The following is a 14,579-nucleotide window of genomic DNA, read 5'->3' as shown; positions in this document are numbered from 1 at the left end:
CTGGCAGTCGGCTCGTCCCCGCTACCCCTACGCCGACTCGGGGTCGTTCGCTCGCGAATTCACGATGGCGTCCCGGCGCGCGAGGCGGTGCGAGCGCCGGATCTCCGCCTCCCGGAAGCGTCGCCGCTCCTCCTCGGTCTGCGGCAGCAGCGGAGGCACCTGGCGCGAGCCGCCCTCCTCGTCGACCGCGACGAAGACGAGGTAGGCGCTCGCCACGTGGATCGGCGGGTCGGTGCGGTCCCACCGGTCGGCCATGAGCCGCACCCCGGCCTCCATCGAGCTCGTCCCCGCCCAGTTGACCTGGGAGTGCAGGTGCAGCACGTCGCCGACCTGGACCGGGGTGACGAAGACCATCTCGTCGATGGCCACGGTGACGGTCGGGCCACCGCTGTGACGTGCGGTGACGACGCCGGCGAGCGAGTCGGCCAGCCGCATGAGGACACCGCCGTGCACCGTCCCGAGGAGGTTGGTGTCGGTGGCACCCATGATCTGCGACAGGGTGAGCCGCGACTCCTCCGGCGCCTTGCCGGCAGGCGTCACGCGGACCCGCCGAGCGCCTTGATGTGCTCGGGAAGCCGGACGTTGTCGCCATACATGAAGTGGTTCTGCATGTTCTCCGAGAACCGGCTGGCCTCTGTGGTCAGACCGACCGCCTCGGCGACCTGGCGCACGAGCATCGGGGACGCACCGCAGCAGACCCCGAGGTAGTTGATGCCGAGCGCGAAGGCCTCGGTGGCGAATGCCCCGACCTCGTAGCGGTTGCAGGACAGCGGGTCCAGGGCGGTCGGGAAGGTGCGGCCGTGCGGCGAGGGCACCATCACGCCGTTGTTGTCGGTGAGGTTGAAGAAGGTGGGCTCGGCGTCCGTGGTGCGGTAGGGGACCGGCAGCGCGGCGACGTGGCAGCTCACGGCCTCCCGGATCTGCCGCAGCCACGGCAGCATCGTGGCCGGGCCGCGGAAGCAGTTCATGCCCACGACGTCGGCGCCGCCCTGCTCCAGCCGCTGGCAGAGCTCGACGATCCCCACGTCGTCGCGCATCTGCTCGCCGGCCATGGGCGCGACGGTGAGGACCACGGGGAGCCCGCTGGCCTTGGCGATCTCCAGCGCGGCCTGCGCCTCACCGGCGTAGTAGAAGGTCTCGCCGATGATGAGGTCGGCGCCCTCCTCGACCGCCCACCCGACCATCTCCTCGAACATCGAGCGCACCTCGCGCTGGGCGTCGGGGTCGCTCGGGTCCCACAGGTTGCTGTTGGAGATGTTGCCGGCCACGAGGTTGCCGGGCTTCTCGTCGGCCACGGACCGGGCGATCTGCAGGGCGGCCCGGTTGAGCGGCTCGAGCAGCTCCTCCTTGCCGATGACCCGCATCTTCTCGCGGTGGCCGTTGTAGGTGAACGCCTCCACGATGTCGCTGCCGGCGCGTTGGAAGTCACGGTGCAGCGCCCGCAGCGCGTCGGGGAACTCCAGGGCGACCTCGGGGACGAACTCCCCGGCGGTGAGGTAGCCGCGCCGCTCGAGCTCGAAGAGGAAGCCCTCGGCGCAGATCACCGGCCCCTGGTCGAGGCGCTCGACCAGGCCGGGTGCAGGGGTGGTGGTGGGGTCGGTGGGGGTATGCGTGTCGGTCATCCGTGCTCATCCCTCGCGAGCTCGTCGGGCACCAGGCCCGGACGGGCCCTGCGGTCACGGCAGGTCTTCGGACTCGTGGGCTCGCCTCGTGCAAGGCACCTACTGGCGTTCGCTTCCCAGGCACATCCGCCCAGTGCTTTCGTGACGCGCTCGTTCCCACATACCGCTGCGGGGCAGTCCAGGACTCGCACCTGGTTCCCTCTTGCGACGACCCTCCGGAGGGGGTCGAACCGCGACGCGACGATGCTACTCCAGCGCCTGCGCCGCTCGGCTCACCGAGCGCCGAGGAGCTCGGCGACGTGGCCGTCAGCCTCGGAGAACTCCTCGTCGGAGTACTCGAGCTCCAAGGTGCCGTAGACCACCTGGACATGCTGATGCGCGGCGGGTTCGGTGCCCGCACTCTCGTCCCGAGCGATGTCTGAGCTCATGACCTCATCCTAGGTCGAGTCGACGAGCGTCAGTCCTGGAACCGGTCACCCGCCGAGGTGGGCGGGCAGGTCGGGGTCGAGGCCCAGCCAGGTGGCCAGGTCGTGGATCTCGGCGACCACCCGGTCGCGTCGCGCCGCGCTCCAGTCGCCGTCCTCGTGCAGGGCGTCGACCCGGAGCACCCCACGCTTGTGCTCCGCCGTGGCGTCGAGCTTGCCGACCAGCTCGTCGCCGTCGAGCACGGGCAGCGCGTAGTAGCCGAACCTGCGCTTGGCCTTGGGCTTGTACATCTCCAGCACGTAGTCGAAGGCGAAGAGGTCGGCCATCCGGTCGCGGTCGAAGACCAGCCGGTCGATCGGGCACAGCAGCGCCGCCCGCCCGGTGAAGCGGTCGTCCGGGTCGAGGTATGCCGGGTGCACCCGCCAGGTCCCGGTGACCCCGTCGACGGTCGCCTCCTCCCCGGCCACGCGCGCGTCGCCCGGCTCGACCGGGCACTCCGGACCCCGGGAGCGCAGCAGTCCCAGGGCCGCGAGCCGGCGGGCGTCCTGCTCGGCCCGCGCCTGCTCCAGCGGCAACGTGGGCACGTCGGGGTAGACCCGCTGCGCCAGGTCCCAGAGACGCTGCCCTCCCTCGCGACCGGAGACGGCGACCTCCCCGCGGGCGACCATGAGGTCGAGCAGCCGCTGGACGTTCTTGTCGTCGGTCCACCCGCTGGAGCGCCACGGCACCTCGGTCGCGTCCGGGAGCGCGCCAGTGGGGGTTGGCCCCTCGGCCTCCAGGTGGGCCAGGATCTCGCGCCGGGCCCGGTCGTTGGCCTCGACCCACCGGGCGTTCGACTCCTGCCAGGGGCGCAGCGAGCCGTCCCGGCGCGACGGGGTCGGCCACCGCTCCATCTCGGCGCGGTAGAGCGCGACGTCCTCGCCCGGCCGGACGAAGCCGAGGATCTCCACGAGGGTGCGCTCGGCCAGGAGCCGGTCCAGCTCGCCCGGGTCGTACGCGCTGCCGAGTCGGCTCCACAGAACGAGGTGCTGGGCCGGAGCGACCGCCTTGACCGGGTCGATCTGCAGCAGGGTGAGCTCGCGCACGGTCTCCACGACGTCGCCGGGCCGCTGCGCCGTCAGCAGCTGTGCGCGGACGGCCACCCGCCGGGCATCGCGCTTCGAGAGGTGGTGGACCACGGTCACCACGCCCCCCGCGGTGCCCGGGCGACCGCGGGCGAGGCCCCCAGGAGACGTGCCAGGATCGGGGCATGCACCTTCTCGAGCACGACGTCTGGGTGATGGACCAGGTCACCGGTTTCCTCGGCAACGACTTCGTCATCCACGCCGCGGACGGTCAGGAGATCGGACGGATCCGCACCGGCGGGAGCGCGCTCGGGCGGATGCTCATGGGCAGCCGCGAGCTGACCGTGATCGACCGTGACGAGACCCCGCTGCTGCGGCTGCAGGACACCATGACCCTCGGGCGCGAGCGCATGGTGATGACCGACGGCACCGGTGGGCCGCTGGCGCAGCTGGTCAAGCGGTTCTCGCTGTTCAAGACGCGGTTCACGGTGGACTTCGACGGGCAGCCGCTCGACCTGACCGGCAGCGTCTGGGGCTTCGACTTCACCATGTCCGGCCCGCGCGGCCAGATGGCGACGGTCGCCCGCAGCTGGTCCGGCGTCACCCGGGCGCTGCTCGGCCGCAGCAGGTATGTCGTGCACCTCACCCCCGAGCTGGCGGCCAGGGAGCGCCTCGTCGTGCTGGGCACGGTCATCGCCCTTGACCTGGTCCGGGCCAAGGAGGACCGCTCCTCCGCCGGGTAGGCCGCGCGCGAGCACCTTCACCGCGGTGGCTGCGCCCGCGCCCACCCGACCCCCATCCACACCATCTCCTCCAGCAGGTGGCCGTCCGCCCCGACGTCCTCGCTGCGCACCCACTCCCGCATCGGACGGCCGCGCATCTCCATGGGCGCGATGCCCTCGCGGGCGCACAGCTCGCGCGCCATCGCCTCCTCGACGTGGATCATCACCCCCTGGTCCCCCGTGGCCGCGACCGCCATGCGCCCGTCGACGAGGAACGCCAGGCCGCCGAACATCGCCTTCTCGGTGACCCCCGGCTCCCCCGCGAGCAGGTCGCGGATGCGCTGCGCCAGCGCCTCGTCGTAGGCCACCTCAGGTCCACTCCGCGGGCGGCGCCCAGTCCGGCGGCGGGTCCTCACCCACCCGGCCGTCGACCGCCTCGCGCAGCAGGTCCGCGTGGCCGGTGTGCCGGGCATACTCCTCGAGGATGTCGAAGAGCATCCGGCGCAGGCTCATGTCGACGCCCCATTGCTTGCCCCACTCGATGATGTGGTCCAGGCCGTGCTCCTCGATGTATGCCCGCTGCCGGGCCCGCGTCGCGGCCACCGCCTCGACATACCCCGAATAGAGCTGCTCGGGGCTGTCGTCCGCCGCGCTCGTGAAGTCCCAGTCGGGCTGGGCCTCCCAGTCGACGTCGGTCCACGGGCTGCCGGGCGAGGAGCCGTCCATCCGCCACGTCCCGGCCGTCACCTCCACGCCGGTGAGGTGCTTGAGCAGCCCACCGAGGGTGAGGGACGAGGCCCCCACCCGGGCGCTCAGCCCCGCGGCGTCGAGCCCCTCGGCCTTCCACCAGAACGTCATGCGCTGCCGGTCCAGCGCGCCGAGCAGGTGGCCGATCTCGTCGCCCGCGACCGGGGGCTCCCAGGGAGGTTCGTCGCTCATAGCAGGACAGTAGTGCCCGCGGCGGACAGGCGATGTCCGCCGCGGGCACCCCGCGGTGTCAGGGCAGGGTCAGGCGACCATGCCGTGCGGGTCGATGACGTACTTCGTCGCCGCACCCTGGTCGAACTCGGCGTAGCCGCGCGGCGCGTCGTCCAGGCTGATCGTCTGGGCGTTGACGGCCTTCGCGATCTGGGCCTTGTCGTGCAGGATCATGTTCATGAGCTTGCGGTTGTAGCGCTTGACCGGGCACTGGCCCGTGGTGAAGTGCTGCGACTTGGCCCAGCCCAGACCGAGGCGGACACCGAGCGTGCCCTCCTTGGCGGCGTCGTCGACGGCGCCCGGGTCGCCGGTGACGTAGAGGCCCGGTATGCCGATCCCGCCGGCCGCCCGGGTCACCGTCATCGCGTCGTTGAGCACCGTGGCCGGCGCCTCGTCCGCGCCCTCGCCGTGGCCCCTGGCCTCGAAGCCGACGGCGTCGACGGCCGCGTCGACCTCGCGCTCGCCGACGACCTGCTCGATCTTGTCCACGAGCTCACCGCCGCTGGACAGGTCGATCCCGACGCAGCCGAAGCTCTCCGCCTGCTTGAGCCGGTCGGCGTTCAGGTCGCCGACCATGACGACGGCAGCGCCGAGCAGCTGGGCGGCGTGCGCCGCCGCGAGGCCGACCGGGCCGGCGCCCGCGACATACACCGTCGACCCGGTGGTCACCCCGGCGGTGTAGGCGCCGTGGTAGCCGGTCGGGAAGATGTCGGAGAGCATCGTGAGGTCGAGGATCTTCTCCAGCGCCTGGTCCCGGTCCGGGAACTTCAGCAGGTTGAAGTCGGCGTAGGGGATCATGACGTACTCCGCCTGGCCGCCGATCCAGCCGCCCATGTCGACGTAGCCGTAGGCGGCGCCGGCGCGGGCGGGGTTGACGTTGAGGCAGACACCGGTATGCCCCTCGTTGCACATCCGGCAGCGGCCGCAGGCGATGTTGAACGGCACCGAGCAGATGTCGCCCTCGTCGACGAAGAGGACGTCGTCACCCTTCGCGACCACCTCGCCGGTGATCTCGTGGCCCAGGCTCTGGCCGACCGGGGCGGTGGTGCGGCCGCGCACCATGTGCTGGTCCGAGCCGCAGATATTGGTGGTGACCAGCTTGAGGATCGCCGCGTGCGGGGCGGCCTTGGCGATGCCGAAGTGGTCGGCGACCTCGGCGGGGATCTCCAGCTTGGGGTAGTCGATCGTCTCCACGGCCACCTCCCCCGGCCCGGTGTAGACGACGACGCGATTTCCTTCTGCCATGGCTCTCGACTCCTGTGTCGGGGGGTGGGCCCTCCAGCGTGGACCGGCGCGTGGTCTCCCCGCAACCGCTCAGCCTCCTCTGGCACGCTCGGCGGGTGCTCGTCGACCTGTGGGACCGCGCGACCACCACGCAGCCGCCGCTGTCGTGGCAGGTCAGCCTGCTCCTGGGCGTGCTCGCGCTCCTGGTCACGTGGAGCCCGGCGGGTTATCGCCTGGTGAGACACCTGGTCACCCTCATCCACGAGGCGGGGCACGCGCTGGTCGGCGCGCTCGTGGGCCGGCGGCTGACCGGCATCCAGCTGCACTCGGACACCTCCGGGGTCACCGTCTCGCGCGGGCGGCCCCGCGGCCCGGGGATGGTGGCGACGGTGCTCGCCGGCTACCCGGCGCCGGCGCTCGTCGGCCTCGGTGGGGCGCTGCTGCTCGGGCAGGGGTATGCCGCCGGCCTGCTCTGGGCGCTCGTCCTCACCTGCGCCCTCATGCTCGTGCTCATCCGCAACCTCTACGGGCTGTGGGTGGTCGCCGCGACCGGCGCCAGCGTCGCGCTGCTGTCGTGGTCGGCGACCGGCACGGTGCTGTCCGCGGCGGCATACCTCGTCGTGTGGTCGGTGCTGCTCGCCGCGCCGCGGGCCGTGGTCGAGGTGCAGCGGCAGCGGCGCCGGGGCGCGCGCGGGAGCGACGTCGACCAGCTCGCCCGGCTGACCGGGGTGCCGGGTGCGGTGTGGTTCGGGCTCTTCTGGCTGGTGTGCGTCGCCGCGCTCGTGCTCGGCGCGCGCGAGCTCGTGCCGCTGCCCTGAGGGCCCGCGGTCAGGGCTTGCGGTAGCCGAACTCGCGGAAGTCCTGGCGGTAGAAACGGCGGATCATGCGTCGGGTGACGCGGGTGATCTCGACGTCGGAGGAGCGGCGCGGGCCCGAGCTGCTGTCCTTGAACTGCTCGGGGGTGCCCTCCAGGCCGAGGTCGTGCTCGCGGCTCAGCTTCTTCATCGCCGCGCCCAGACCGTCCTCGAGGCGCAGGACCGTGGTGCCGGGGACGAGGAACTCGTGCTGCGGCCGCACGTGGTTGTCGAAGAGGTAGTGGTTGCGCCGGTACCGCAGCAGGGTGCGGGCGAACCACGACTGGACCGCGCGGCCGCCCATGTCGACCTCGTCCTTCTTGCGGTGGCGCCAGACGTACTCCGAGCGGAAGCGCGCCACCGGGTCGCGGACGACGGTGAAGACGAGGTCGAAGCGGTCGACCCGGAAGAGCTGCTGCAGCGGCTCGCCGTGCAGGTGCTGCGGGCCGCACCACATGAGCGCGTTGCGGGTGCCGGGGCCGTACTTCGCGTCGAAGAAGGACTGCTGCCAGCCGTTGGCCCGGAAGAGGTGCTCGACCGAGGTGCCACCCGTCTTGGGGACGTGGATGAACAGCACGGACCGGCCGTCCTTGCGGTAGACGGGCACGCGGGCCTCCTAGCGGTCGGGTGCGAGCAGCAGGCTCAGGCTACGACGACCGACCGGCCGGGCTCCCACACCTCGCCGCGCACCGGGAGGCCGTCCGTCAGTCGGAGGGCATGATGACCCACAGCACGAGGTAGGCCAGGACCTGCGGGCCGGGGAGCAGGCAGGAGAGCACGAAGAGGAGCCGGACCAGCATCGGGCTCATGCCGAAGCGGCGGCCGAGACCGGCGCAGACGCCGGCGATGACGCGGTCCTGACGGGGGCGGACGAGGGCGGGTGCAGAAGCCATGGACACCAAACTAGACGCGCGGGCCGCCCGCCACCATCGGGTGCTCCACCGGCTTCGGGGTGGGGTTGTCCCCCGGGTCAGGACCCTCAGTCACTCCTGGCCGGGGGCGGCAGCGGCGGCCCGCGGCACCCGGGCGAGCCGGGCCACCTCGTCGGTCGGCACCTCCTGGGCCTCGTTGGGGTGCCGGTGCGGCACCTCGTCGGCCACCCGGTAGACGCCGTCTGCCCGCGTGAACCAGCGGTAGTCGACGAGCTCGCGGCGCAGGGACGCGACGTCCTCGTGCGCGGTGGCGAGGATCTCGTTGACCTCGCGCTCGGCATACACGCGACCGCGCTCGAAGCGGGTGAGCAGCTCCATGAGGACGGCGGCGCGCGGGCGGCGCCGGGTCGGGATCGAGCGCAGCCGGTCGCCGTCGAAGAACGAGCGCACCGCCCGGTCGGCGGCGAGGTCGGTGTCGACGACGAGCGCACGGGGCGGTGGCGATGACAGCAGGGCCGTGCGGGCGGTCGTGTAGTTCTCGCCGGTGCGGGCCATCCGCTCGCGCACCCGGGCCTTGAGGTCGGCATCGGTCGTCATGTCACTCGCTCCCGGATCGTCGCCCCAGCCGCGGTCGATCCTGGTGCAGGTGCCACGCAGGTATGCCGTCGGACCGCCGCGAGGATCCGCTCCCCTTCGCCCCGGCGACCCGCCGGCTGGGGGCGGGTCGGGCTCGGCGTGCAGCGCCGCCGTGGGCCCGAGCATACCCGCGCGGGTGCGGCGACGACGCAGATCCGCCGAGCCTGTGGACAAGTCGGAGGGTGTGTCGGTCGCGGGTGCGAGGGTGAGGTCCTCCACGAGAACGAGTCACCTGGGAGGGGATCCATGGAGGGGGATTGGGACACCGAGGGGGCCAGGGCGCGCTGCGCGCAGCTGGCCGAGATGCTGGGCGAGCTGTGGCGGCGGGGATGGGAGCCGGCCGACCTGCACGGCTGGGCGAGCCGGCAGCGGCACGGCCTCTTCGTGGCCGTGCTGGACGACGCGATGGCCGCCGACCTGGCGGCGCACGCCCGGGTCACGGTCGAGGAGAGGTGGTTCGACCAGCTGGCGGAGATCGGCGCAGGCGTGTGGTGGGACCGGGGCACGGACCACCTGAGCGCCCGGGCGCGGGACGATCCGGGAGGGTGGGTCGTCGTCGACAGGACGGCGACGGTGCTGCTCCAGCTCCTGCGCCTGCTGCCGGCGCTGGAGCAGATCGCGGCACCGCCCGGTGAGGCGAGGGAGCAGGCGACCTCCGCCTCCGACGTGGACCAGAAGCTTCTGACCAAGGTCCGGCTGCTGCTGGCCAAGGCCGAGTCCACGGACTTCGAGGAGGAGGCCGACACCTTCACGGCGGCCGCGCAGAAGCTCATGGCCCGACACAGCATCGACCGCGCCATGATGGACGCGGCGGAGCGGGTGGAGGAGCGGGCACAAGGGCGCGGGGGACCGACGGCGACGCGCCTGGGGGTCGACCGACCCTACGACCGGCCGAAGTTCGTGCTGCTGGCCTCGATCGCCGAGGCCAACCGGTGCCGCGCGGTGTGGAACCAAGGCATCGGTCGCGCCACGGTCGTGGGGTTCCCGGTCGACCTGCGGGCCGTCGAGCTGCTCTATGCCTCGCTGCTGGTGCAGGCCACCTCGGCGATGCAGGCCGAAGGACCCCGGCGAAGCGCGCACGGCGGCTCGCGCACCCGGTCCTTCCGCAGCTCGTTCCTCACCGGTTTCGCCTACCGGGTCGGGGAGCGCCTCGAGCAGGCCGCCGAGGAGGAGAAGGGCGAGGCGGCCGGGAGCCTCGAGTCGCACGTCACCGGCACGTCCCGCGATGGTGACACCGGTGCGCGGCCAGGCGTGGCGCTGGTGCTCGCCCGACGGGAGCGTAAGGTCGACGCCGCGGTCACGGAGCGCTTCCCGCACCTCGGCACGGTCCGGTCCAGGGCGACCTGGGACGGCGAGGGCTACCGCTCCGGCCGGGCGGCTGCCGAGCGCGCGCACCTGGGTGATCGAGGGCGGTTGGCATGAGGACCGTGGCGCATCGCGGCACTGCCATGCACAATGCATGTATGGGCGTTCTCGTGCAGGTCCGAGATGTGGACAGAGCTGTCCGGGACCGACTCAAGCTGAAGGCTGCCCGGCGAGGCCAGTCCCTCAACACCTACCTGCGCGAGCTCATGGAACGTGACTCCCGCGTTCCCTTGCGGGAAGAGATCGTGTCCCGGATTCTGGACCGGGGCGACCTGGTCACTTCGACGGCGCCGTCGTCGGCGGAGGTCTTGGAGACCGCGCGGGCCGAGCGGCTGGAGCGTGTGGACCGACCCACCGAACCGTGATCGTCGTCGACTGCTCGCTCGTGGCCGACCTCCTCGTGCGGCCCACCTCGCTGACGCACGTGCCCGCGGACGCGGAGTGGTTGGCGCCGGCACTCCTGGAGACCGAGATCGTGTCCGTGGTCAGAGGCCTCCTCCTCGGGGGAGACGTGGGACCGGCCGTGGCCAGGGCCGTGCTCGAGGACTACATGGATCTCGGGATCGAGATCGTGCCCAGCACGCCAGAGCTGCGCAGCCGCATGCTCGACCTCGCGCACAACTTCTCGGCGTACGACGCGAGCTACGTCGCGCTGGCAGAGGGGCTCGACGCTCAGCTGTGGACACGTGACAGGCCCCTGGCGCGGGCGGCACAGCACGTCGTGGACTGCGTCCTGGCCTGAGCCGCGCCTCACGCGGGTCCCGACACGTGCCCCGGGAGACCTCGGGTCCGGGTCATGAGGAAGGAGACAATTCAGCCGGGTCGCTCAGGGCCGGCGGGGGCCGGTGTAGATCCCGCGCAGCCGGAAGCGCATACCGGGCTCGGCGAGCTCCTCGATCGCGTGAGCCGTCCACCCCGCGGTCCGGGCGCAGGCGAAGATCACTGCCCCCGCGTCGCGCGGCAGGTCGTGCTGAAGGGTGAGCAGGGCGAGGGCCGCGTCGACGGTGAGGACCCAGCCGCGACGCTCGAGCAGCTCGGCCTCCAGCAGGGCCACGGCGTCGCACACCGCCGGGTCGGCGGCGGGGAGCAGCCGCTCGAGCAGAACCTGGGCGCGCGGGTCCTGCTCGGTGTAGACCACGTGGCCGAAGCCGGGCGGCGGGCCGTCGGTGAGCGCCGCGTCCAGCGCGAGGCGCGGGTCCAGGATCGCGGCCCGCAGCCAGTCGACGGCGCGGAGGACAGCCCGGACGTGCAGCGGGCTGTCCGCCGCGGCCAGACCGGCGAGCAGCGCGGAGTACGCGTCGCTCCCCGCGGACACCGCCACGCGCACCGCGGTCGTCGACACCGCCAGGTCGTGGTCCGCGAGCAGCACGAGCGCGGTGTCCAGCAGGTCGGTCGGCAGGTCGAGGTATGCCCCCAGCTCGACCGCGAGCGGGCCGTCCGCCGCGCTCCCGGTGAGCGAGCCGACCATCGCGGCGGCAGCCCGCTCCCCCGCTGCCGCGAAGCTCTCCGGCGTGCGGTCGTAACGGCCCACGTCGGACCCGCCGGCCACGAGCACGGCGTGCTTGAAGCGGTCGAGCACGGGAGTGCCCGCGGGCAGCGCGGCCGTCACGGCGGCGACGGCCTGCTCGGAGCCAGGTCCCCTTCCGTTCACGACCGTATGTTCGGTGAGCAGGTCACGGACCTGCTCGAAGGTCCACGTGCCCGCGAGCCCGCGCACGTCGTGCCCGCGGTAGGCCAGCGAGCCGGGGCCGACCTCGGTGATCCGGGTGCGCACGTCGTCGCTCGTGGCGCGGGTCCGGTCCCGGCCGCCGCGGTGCCCCGACCGACCCGGCCGACCGGCGAGCGCCCGCACGTCCTCCACGGCGAAGAGGCTGCCCGTGCCCGCCTCCCGACGCACCGGCGCGAGGACGCCGCGGCTGACGTAGGCATACAGCGTCTGCACCTTGACCCCGAGGTAGTCCGCCGTCTGCGCCGTGGTCAGCAGCTCCGCACCGCCGCTCATATTGACCGAATCAACGTTGACATGAGATCAACGTTAGCGTCACGCTCAGGCCATGACCACCGACCCGCAGCACGCGCCACCCGGCCTCAAGGGCCTGATCGTCGCCGAGACCAGCACCGGCGACGTCAAGGGCCAGGACGGCTTCTACCACTTCCGCGAGTACTCCGCCGTCGACCTCGCCCGGCACCGCTCCTTCGAGGACGTGGCCCACCTCATGGTCGAGGGACACCTGCCGGACGAGCGGGAGTCGCGCGCCTTCGCCGCGGAGCTGGCCGCCGCCTCGACCCTGCCCCACGAGCTGCTCGAGCAGCTGCTGGCCATCGCCCGCTCCGGCCCGGACCGCGGCTCGCTCGCCCGGCTGCGCACCGCGATCTCGCTGCTCGGCTCGGTCGAGGACTTCCCGCCGACCTACGGCGCCACGCCCGAGCAGGTGCGGGCCGGGGTGGTGCGGCTCGTCGGGGCGGTCCCCGTGCTGCAGGCCGCCCTCTTCCGGCTGCGCGCCGGACTGCCTCCGCTGGAGCCCCGACCCGAGCTCGGCGCGGCGGGCAGCTGGCTGTGGATGCTCACCGGGGAGAAGCCGGCGCCCGAGCACGCGGAGGCGGTCACGGCATACCTCATCAGCACGGTCGACCACGGCTTCAGCGCCTCGACCTTCACCGCGCGGGTCGTCACCTCCGCCGGCGCCGACGTCGCCTCCGCGGTCTGCGGGGCGCTCGGCACCTTCTCCGGTCCGCTGCACGGCGGCGCGCCGGACCGCGCCCTGGACGCGCTCGACGAGATCGGGACGCCGGACCGCGCCCGGGAGTGGGTGCGCGAGCGGGTCGGCGGGGGCGAGCGGATCATGGGCTTCGGGCACGCGGTCTACCGCACCACCGACCCCCGGGCGGTCCTCCTGCGCGAGCACGCCGAACGGCTCGGCGGTCCGCTGGCCGAGCTGGCCGTGGCGGTCGAGCGGGAGGTCGTCGACGCGCTCGCCGAGCTCAAGCCGGGCCGCGAGCTGCACACCAACGTCGAGTACTACGCCGGCGTCGTCATGGAGCAGTGCGGCATCCCGCGCGAGATGTTCACCCCGACCTTCGCCGTGGCCCGGGTCGTCGGCTGGGGCGCCCACATCCTCGAGCAGGCGCAGGACCCCCGGATCATCCGGCCCTCGGCGGAGTACGTCGGGCCGCCGGCCCCGGCACCGCTGCCCTGAGGACCGGGCCGGGCCGGGCCGGGTCTCGGATCGCGGATCGCCCCCCACCGCCACTCCGCCCCCAACCGGCCCCTCCGGCCCCCTCCGGCCCCTCCCCTGGGGAGGATCGGTGCAGCTGGACCGACCCTCCCCGCGATCGGGCCAGATCCTGGGGAGGATCGGTGCAGGTGGACCGATCCTCCCCGGGTGGGCGCGGTCCGGACGGCGTGGCTCCGGGTGGCGTGGCTCCGGACGGCGTGGCTCCCGGTGGCGCGGCGAAGGGCGCCCCTGTCCCGCGGCCGACCGGGCCCGTCTTGCAGGCAAGGGTGGGAGACTGGGGTCATGAGCCAGCCAGCCACCCGCCGGGTCGACGTCCCCGCCTGGGCGCACCGCGTCATACCTGTCCTGGTGCTGGTCGCCGTGATGTGGGTGGCCGAGTTCGTCGACCTGATCCTGCCGCTGTCCTTCGACCAGTTCGGGATCCGCCCGCGGCAGCTGGACCACCTGCAGGGGATCGTGCTGAGTCCGTTCCTCCACCTGGGCTTCGGCCACCTCATGGCCAACACCGTGGCGCTGCTCGTCCTCGGCTCGCTGCTCGCCCTGACCACACGCCACCTCTGGCTGGTCACCGGCGGGGTCGTCCTCATCGGGGGGCTGGGCGTGTGGCTCTTCGGCGGCCCGGGGACGGTGCACATCGGCGCGAGCGGCGTGGTCTACGGGTATGCCGCGTTCCTCGCGGTCTACGGCTTCGTCGCCCGGCGGATCTGGCAGGCGCTGCTCGGGGTGCTCGTCATCGTCGTCTACGGGTCGATGCTCTGGGGCGTGCTGCCGCTGCGCGAGGGCGTGTCCTGGCAGGGCCACCTCTTCGGGGCAGCCGCCGGCGTGGCACTCGCGGTCTGGCTGGGTCGCCGGGACCGTCTGCCCGCCCGGCGCTGACGTCGCGGACCGGGATACTCGTCAGGACGTGAGGTCCAGCGCGCGACCGAGGAGCAGCGCCGCTCCCAGCACGCAGGCGAGCACCGGCAGCCAGGCGCCCACCGAGCCGAACCGGTGCGAGGTATGCCGCTCTGGCGCCTTGCGCGGCCGGCGCGGAGCCACCCGGCGCAGGAGGAACGGCAGCCAGGCCGGGGCCAGGCCGACGAGCACGATGAGCAGCAGGACGGGGAGGGACTCCACGAGCGGCAGGCGCGCGGTCCCGAGGCGCTGACCTGCGGAGAGCATGAGCGGCAGCGTGGTGAGGTTGGTCGCCATCGCCGTGAGACCGAGCACGAACGGGTCCCCGCGCCGGGCGCCGGCCGCGCCGGCAGCGGGCTGGGCCGTGCGGGCGTGACGCTCGACCCCGCGTGCCTGGACCACCGCATACGCAAGCAGCACGAGCCCGAGGACGCCGTCGACCAGCCGCGAGGCGAGCTCGCGCTCGAGCAGGGCGGTGAGCCCCCGGCCCAGCAGCCCGGCGCCGAGCGCCACGGCCAGGACGAGCACGACGGCGTTGCCGAGGGCATACCGGAGGGCGGCGGCGGGGCCGCGGCTGCTGAGCAGCGTCCCCACCGTGAGGAAGATCAGCGGCGACACCGCCCCGAGCAACGCCAGGGGCAGCACGGCGCCCAGTACCCCGATCACGCGATCACCTTAGTGAGAGC

19 protein-coding genes and 1 riboswitch are annotated in these 14,579 nt (G+C 73.0%); of the genes, 7 read left to right on the top strand and 12 right to left on the bottom strand.

Annotated features, from left to right (window positions below):
- Window positions 1-27: 27 nt before the first annotated feature.
- The 4 genes from SGUI_RS10570 to SGUI_RS10560 all read right to left on the bottom strand — a co-directional run bounded on the left by SGUI_RS10570 (window position 28) and on the right by SGUI_RS10560 (window position 3,190).
- Complete coding sequence (locus SGUI_RS10570; RefSeq protein WP_066639800.1) at window positions 28-540, bottom strand: acyl-CoA thioesterase; 513 nt, start codon at window positions 538-540, stop codon at window positions 28-30.
- Window positions 537-1,622 (bottom strand): homocysteine S-methyltransferase family protein, encoded by a 1,086-nt coding sequence (locus SGUI_RS10565; protein ID WP_066639794.1) that lies wholly within the window; start codon window positions 1,620-1,622, stop codon window positions 537-539. The genes SGUI_RS10570 and SGUI_RS10565 overlap by 4 nt, the downstream gene beginning before the upstream one ends.
- A 41-nt stretch (window positions 1,623-1,663) precedes the next feature.
- Window positions 1,664-1,872, bottom strand: a riboswitch (cobalamin riboswitch).
- Window positions 1,873-1,894: 22 nt separating this feature from the next.
- The gene (locus tag SGUI_RS17465) at window positions 1,895-2,050 is read right to left on the bottom strand and encodes a hypothetical protein (protein WP_157621806.1); all 156 of its coding nucleotides are present in this window, start codon (window positions 2,048-2,050) and stop codon (window positions 1,895-1,897) included.
- 45 nt (window positions 2,051-2,095) lie between these two features.
- Window positions 2,096-3,190 carry a DNA glycosylase AlkZ-like family protein gene (locus tag SGUI_RS10560; RefSeq protein WP_237141327.1) on the bottom strand — a complete coding sequence of 365 codons (1,095 nt, stop codon included), beginning with the start codon at window positions 3,188-3,190 and terminating at the stop codon, window positions 2,096-2,098.
- A 107-nt stretch (window positions 3,191-3,297) separates the two neighbouring features.
- Between SGUI_RS10560 and SGUI_RS10555 the strand changes: the two genes are divergently transcribed.
- Entirely contained in the window at window positions 3,298-3,855 is a 558-nt protein-coding gene (locus SGUI_RS10555; RefSeq protein ID WP_066639791.1) for an LURP-one-related/scramblase family protein, read from the top strand.
- 17 nt (window positions 3,856-3,872) lie between these two features.
- Here SGUI_RS10555 and SGUI_RS10550 read toward each other — a convergent pair whose 3' ends face one another.
- The 3 genes from SGUI_RS10550 to fdhA all read right to left on the bottom strand — a co-directional run bounded on the left by SGUI_RS10550 (window position 3,873) and on the right by fdhA (window position 6,057).
- Window positions 3,873-4,202: a TfoX/Sxy family protein gene (locus SGUI_RS10550; RefSeq protein WP_066639788.1), complete on the bottom strand. Its 330-nt coding sequence runs from the start codon at window positions 4,200-4,202 to the stop codon at window positions 3,873-3,875.
- Between the two features lies 1 nt (window position 4,203).
- Window positions 4,204-4,773, bottom strand: coding sequence for a mycothiol transferase (locus SGUI_RS10545; protein ID WP_066639785.1), 570 nt, complete (start codon window positions 4,771-4,773; stop codon window positions 4,204-4,206).
- A 69-nt stretch (window positions 4,774-4,842) separates the two neighbouring features.
- On the bottom strand, window positions 4,843-6,057 hold the full coding sequence (gene fdhA / locus SGUI_RS10540) for a formaldehyde dehydrogenase, glutathione-independent (RefSeq protein WP_066639782.1): 1,215 nt from the start codon (window positions 6,055-6,057) through the stop codon (window positions 4,843-4,845).
- Window positions 6,058-6,152: 95 nt separating this feature from the next.
- On the opposite strand from fdhA, the gene SGUI_RS10535 reads away from it, so the two are divergent.
- Entirely contained in the window at window positions 6,153-6,854 is a 702-nt protein-coding gene (locus SGUI_RS10535; protein WP_066643229.1) for a M50 family metallopeptidase, read from the top strand.
- A 10-nt stretch (window positions 6,855-6,864) separates the two neighbouring features.
- On the opposite strand, the gene SGUI_RS10530 is transcribed toward SGUI_RS10535, so the two are convergent.
- From SGUI_RS10530 to SGUI_RS10520, 3 genes are all read right to left on the bottom strand, one after another.
- The gene (locus SGUI_RS10530; protein ID WP_066639780.1) at window positions 6,865-7,497 is read right to left on the bottom strand and encodes a sulfotransferase family 2 domain-containing protein; all 633 of its coding nucleotides are present in this window, start codon (window positions 7,495-7,497) and stop codon (window positions 6,865-6,867) included.
- Window positions 7,498-7,594: 97 nt separating this feature from the next.
- Entirely contained in the window at window positions 7,595-7,783 is a 189-nt protein-coding gene (locus SGUI_RS10525) for a PspC domain-containing protein (RefSeq protein ID WP_066639777.1), read from the bottom strand.
- 90 nt (window positions 7,784-7,873) lie between these two features.
- Window positions 7,874-8,359 (bottom strand): DUF2087 domain-containing protein, encoded by a 486-nt coding sequence (locus tag SGUI_RS10520; protein ID WP_066639774.1) that lies wholly within the window; start codon window positions 8,357-8,359, stop codon window positions 7,874-7,876.
- A 285-nt stretch (window positions 8,360-8,644) separates the two neighbouring features.
- On the opposite strand from SGUI_RS10520, the gene SGUI_RS10515 reads away from it, so the two are divergent.
- The 3 genes from SGUI_RS10515 to SGUI_RS10505 are packed head-to-tail and all read left to right on the top strand — an operon-like array spanning window position 8,645 to window position 10,505.
- Complete coding sequence (locus SGUI_RS10515; protein ID WP_066639771.1) at window positions 8,645-9,820, top strand: DUF2786 domain-containing protein; 1,176 nt, start codon at window positions 8,645-8,647, stop codon at window positions 9,818-9,820.
- A 41-nt stretch (window positions 9,821-9,861) separates the two neighbouring features.
- Entirely contained in the window at window positions 9,862-10,128 is a 267-nt protein-coding gene (locus SGUI_RS10510) for a FitA-like ribbon-helix-helix domain-containing protein (protein WP_157621805.1), read from the top strand.
- On the top strand, window positions 10,125-10,505 hold the full coding sequence (locus SGUI_RS10505; protein ID WP_066639769.1) for a type II toxin-antitoxin system VapC family toxin: 381 nt from the start codon (window positions 10,125-10,127) through the stop codon (window positions 10,503-10,505). The genes SGUI_RS10510 and SGUI_RS10505 overlap by 4 nt, the downstream gene beginning before the upstream one ends.
- A gap of 84 nt (window positions 10,506-10,589) precedes the next feature.
- Here SGUI_RS10505 and SGUI_RS10500 read toward each other — a convergent pair whose 3' ends face one another.
- Complete coding sequence (locus SGUI_RS10500) at window positions 10,590-11,765, bottom strand: citrate synthase (RefSeq protein WP_066639767.1); 1,176 nt, start codon at window positions 11,763-11,765, stop codon at window positions 10,590-10,592.
- Window positions 11,766-11,817: 52 nt separating this feature from the next.
- Between SGUI_RS10500 and SGUI_RS10495 the strand changes: the two genes are divergently transcribed.
- Both SGUI_RS10495 and SGUI_RS10490 read left to right on the top strand, forming a co-directional pair.
- Window positions 11,818-12,960: a citrate/2-methylcitrate synthase gene (locus SGUI_RS10495; protein WP_066639764.1), complete on the top strand. Its 1,143-nt coding sequence runs from the start codon at window positions 11,818-11,820 to the stop codon at window positions 12,958-12,960.
- A 321-nt stretch (window positions 12,961-13,281) separates the two neighbouring features.
- On the top strand, window positions 13,282-13,875 hold the full coding sequence (locus SGUI_RS10490) for a rhomboid family intramembrane serine protease (RefSeq protein WP_066639761.1): 594 nt from the start codon (window positions 13,282-13,284) through the stop codon (window positions 13,873-13,875).
- Between the two features lie 21 nt (window positions 13,876-13,896).
- On the opposite strand, the gene SGUI_RS10485 is transcribed toward SGUI_RS10490, so the two are convergent.
- Window positions 13,897-14,559, bottom strand: a complete 663-nt coding sequence (locus SGUI_RS10485; RefSeq protein WP_066639759.1) for a hypothetical protein — start codon at window positions 14,557-14,559, stop codon at window positions 13,897-13,899.
- Between the last annotated feature and the right edge of the window lie 20 nt (window positions 14,560-14,579).

Origin of the sequence: Serinicoccus hydrothermalis (assembly GCF_001685415.1) — a bacterium.
Classification (GTDB): domain Bacteria; phylum Actinomycetota; class Actinomycetes; order Actinomycetales; family Dermatophilaceae; genus Ornithinicoccus; species Ornithinicoccus hydrothermalis.
Note: the sequence above shows the minus strand (reverse complement) of the source record. Positions and strands in the feature narration are given on the sequence as shown.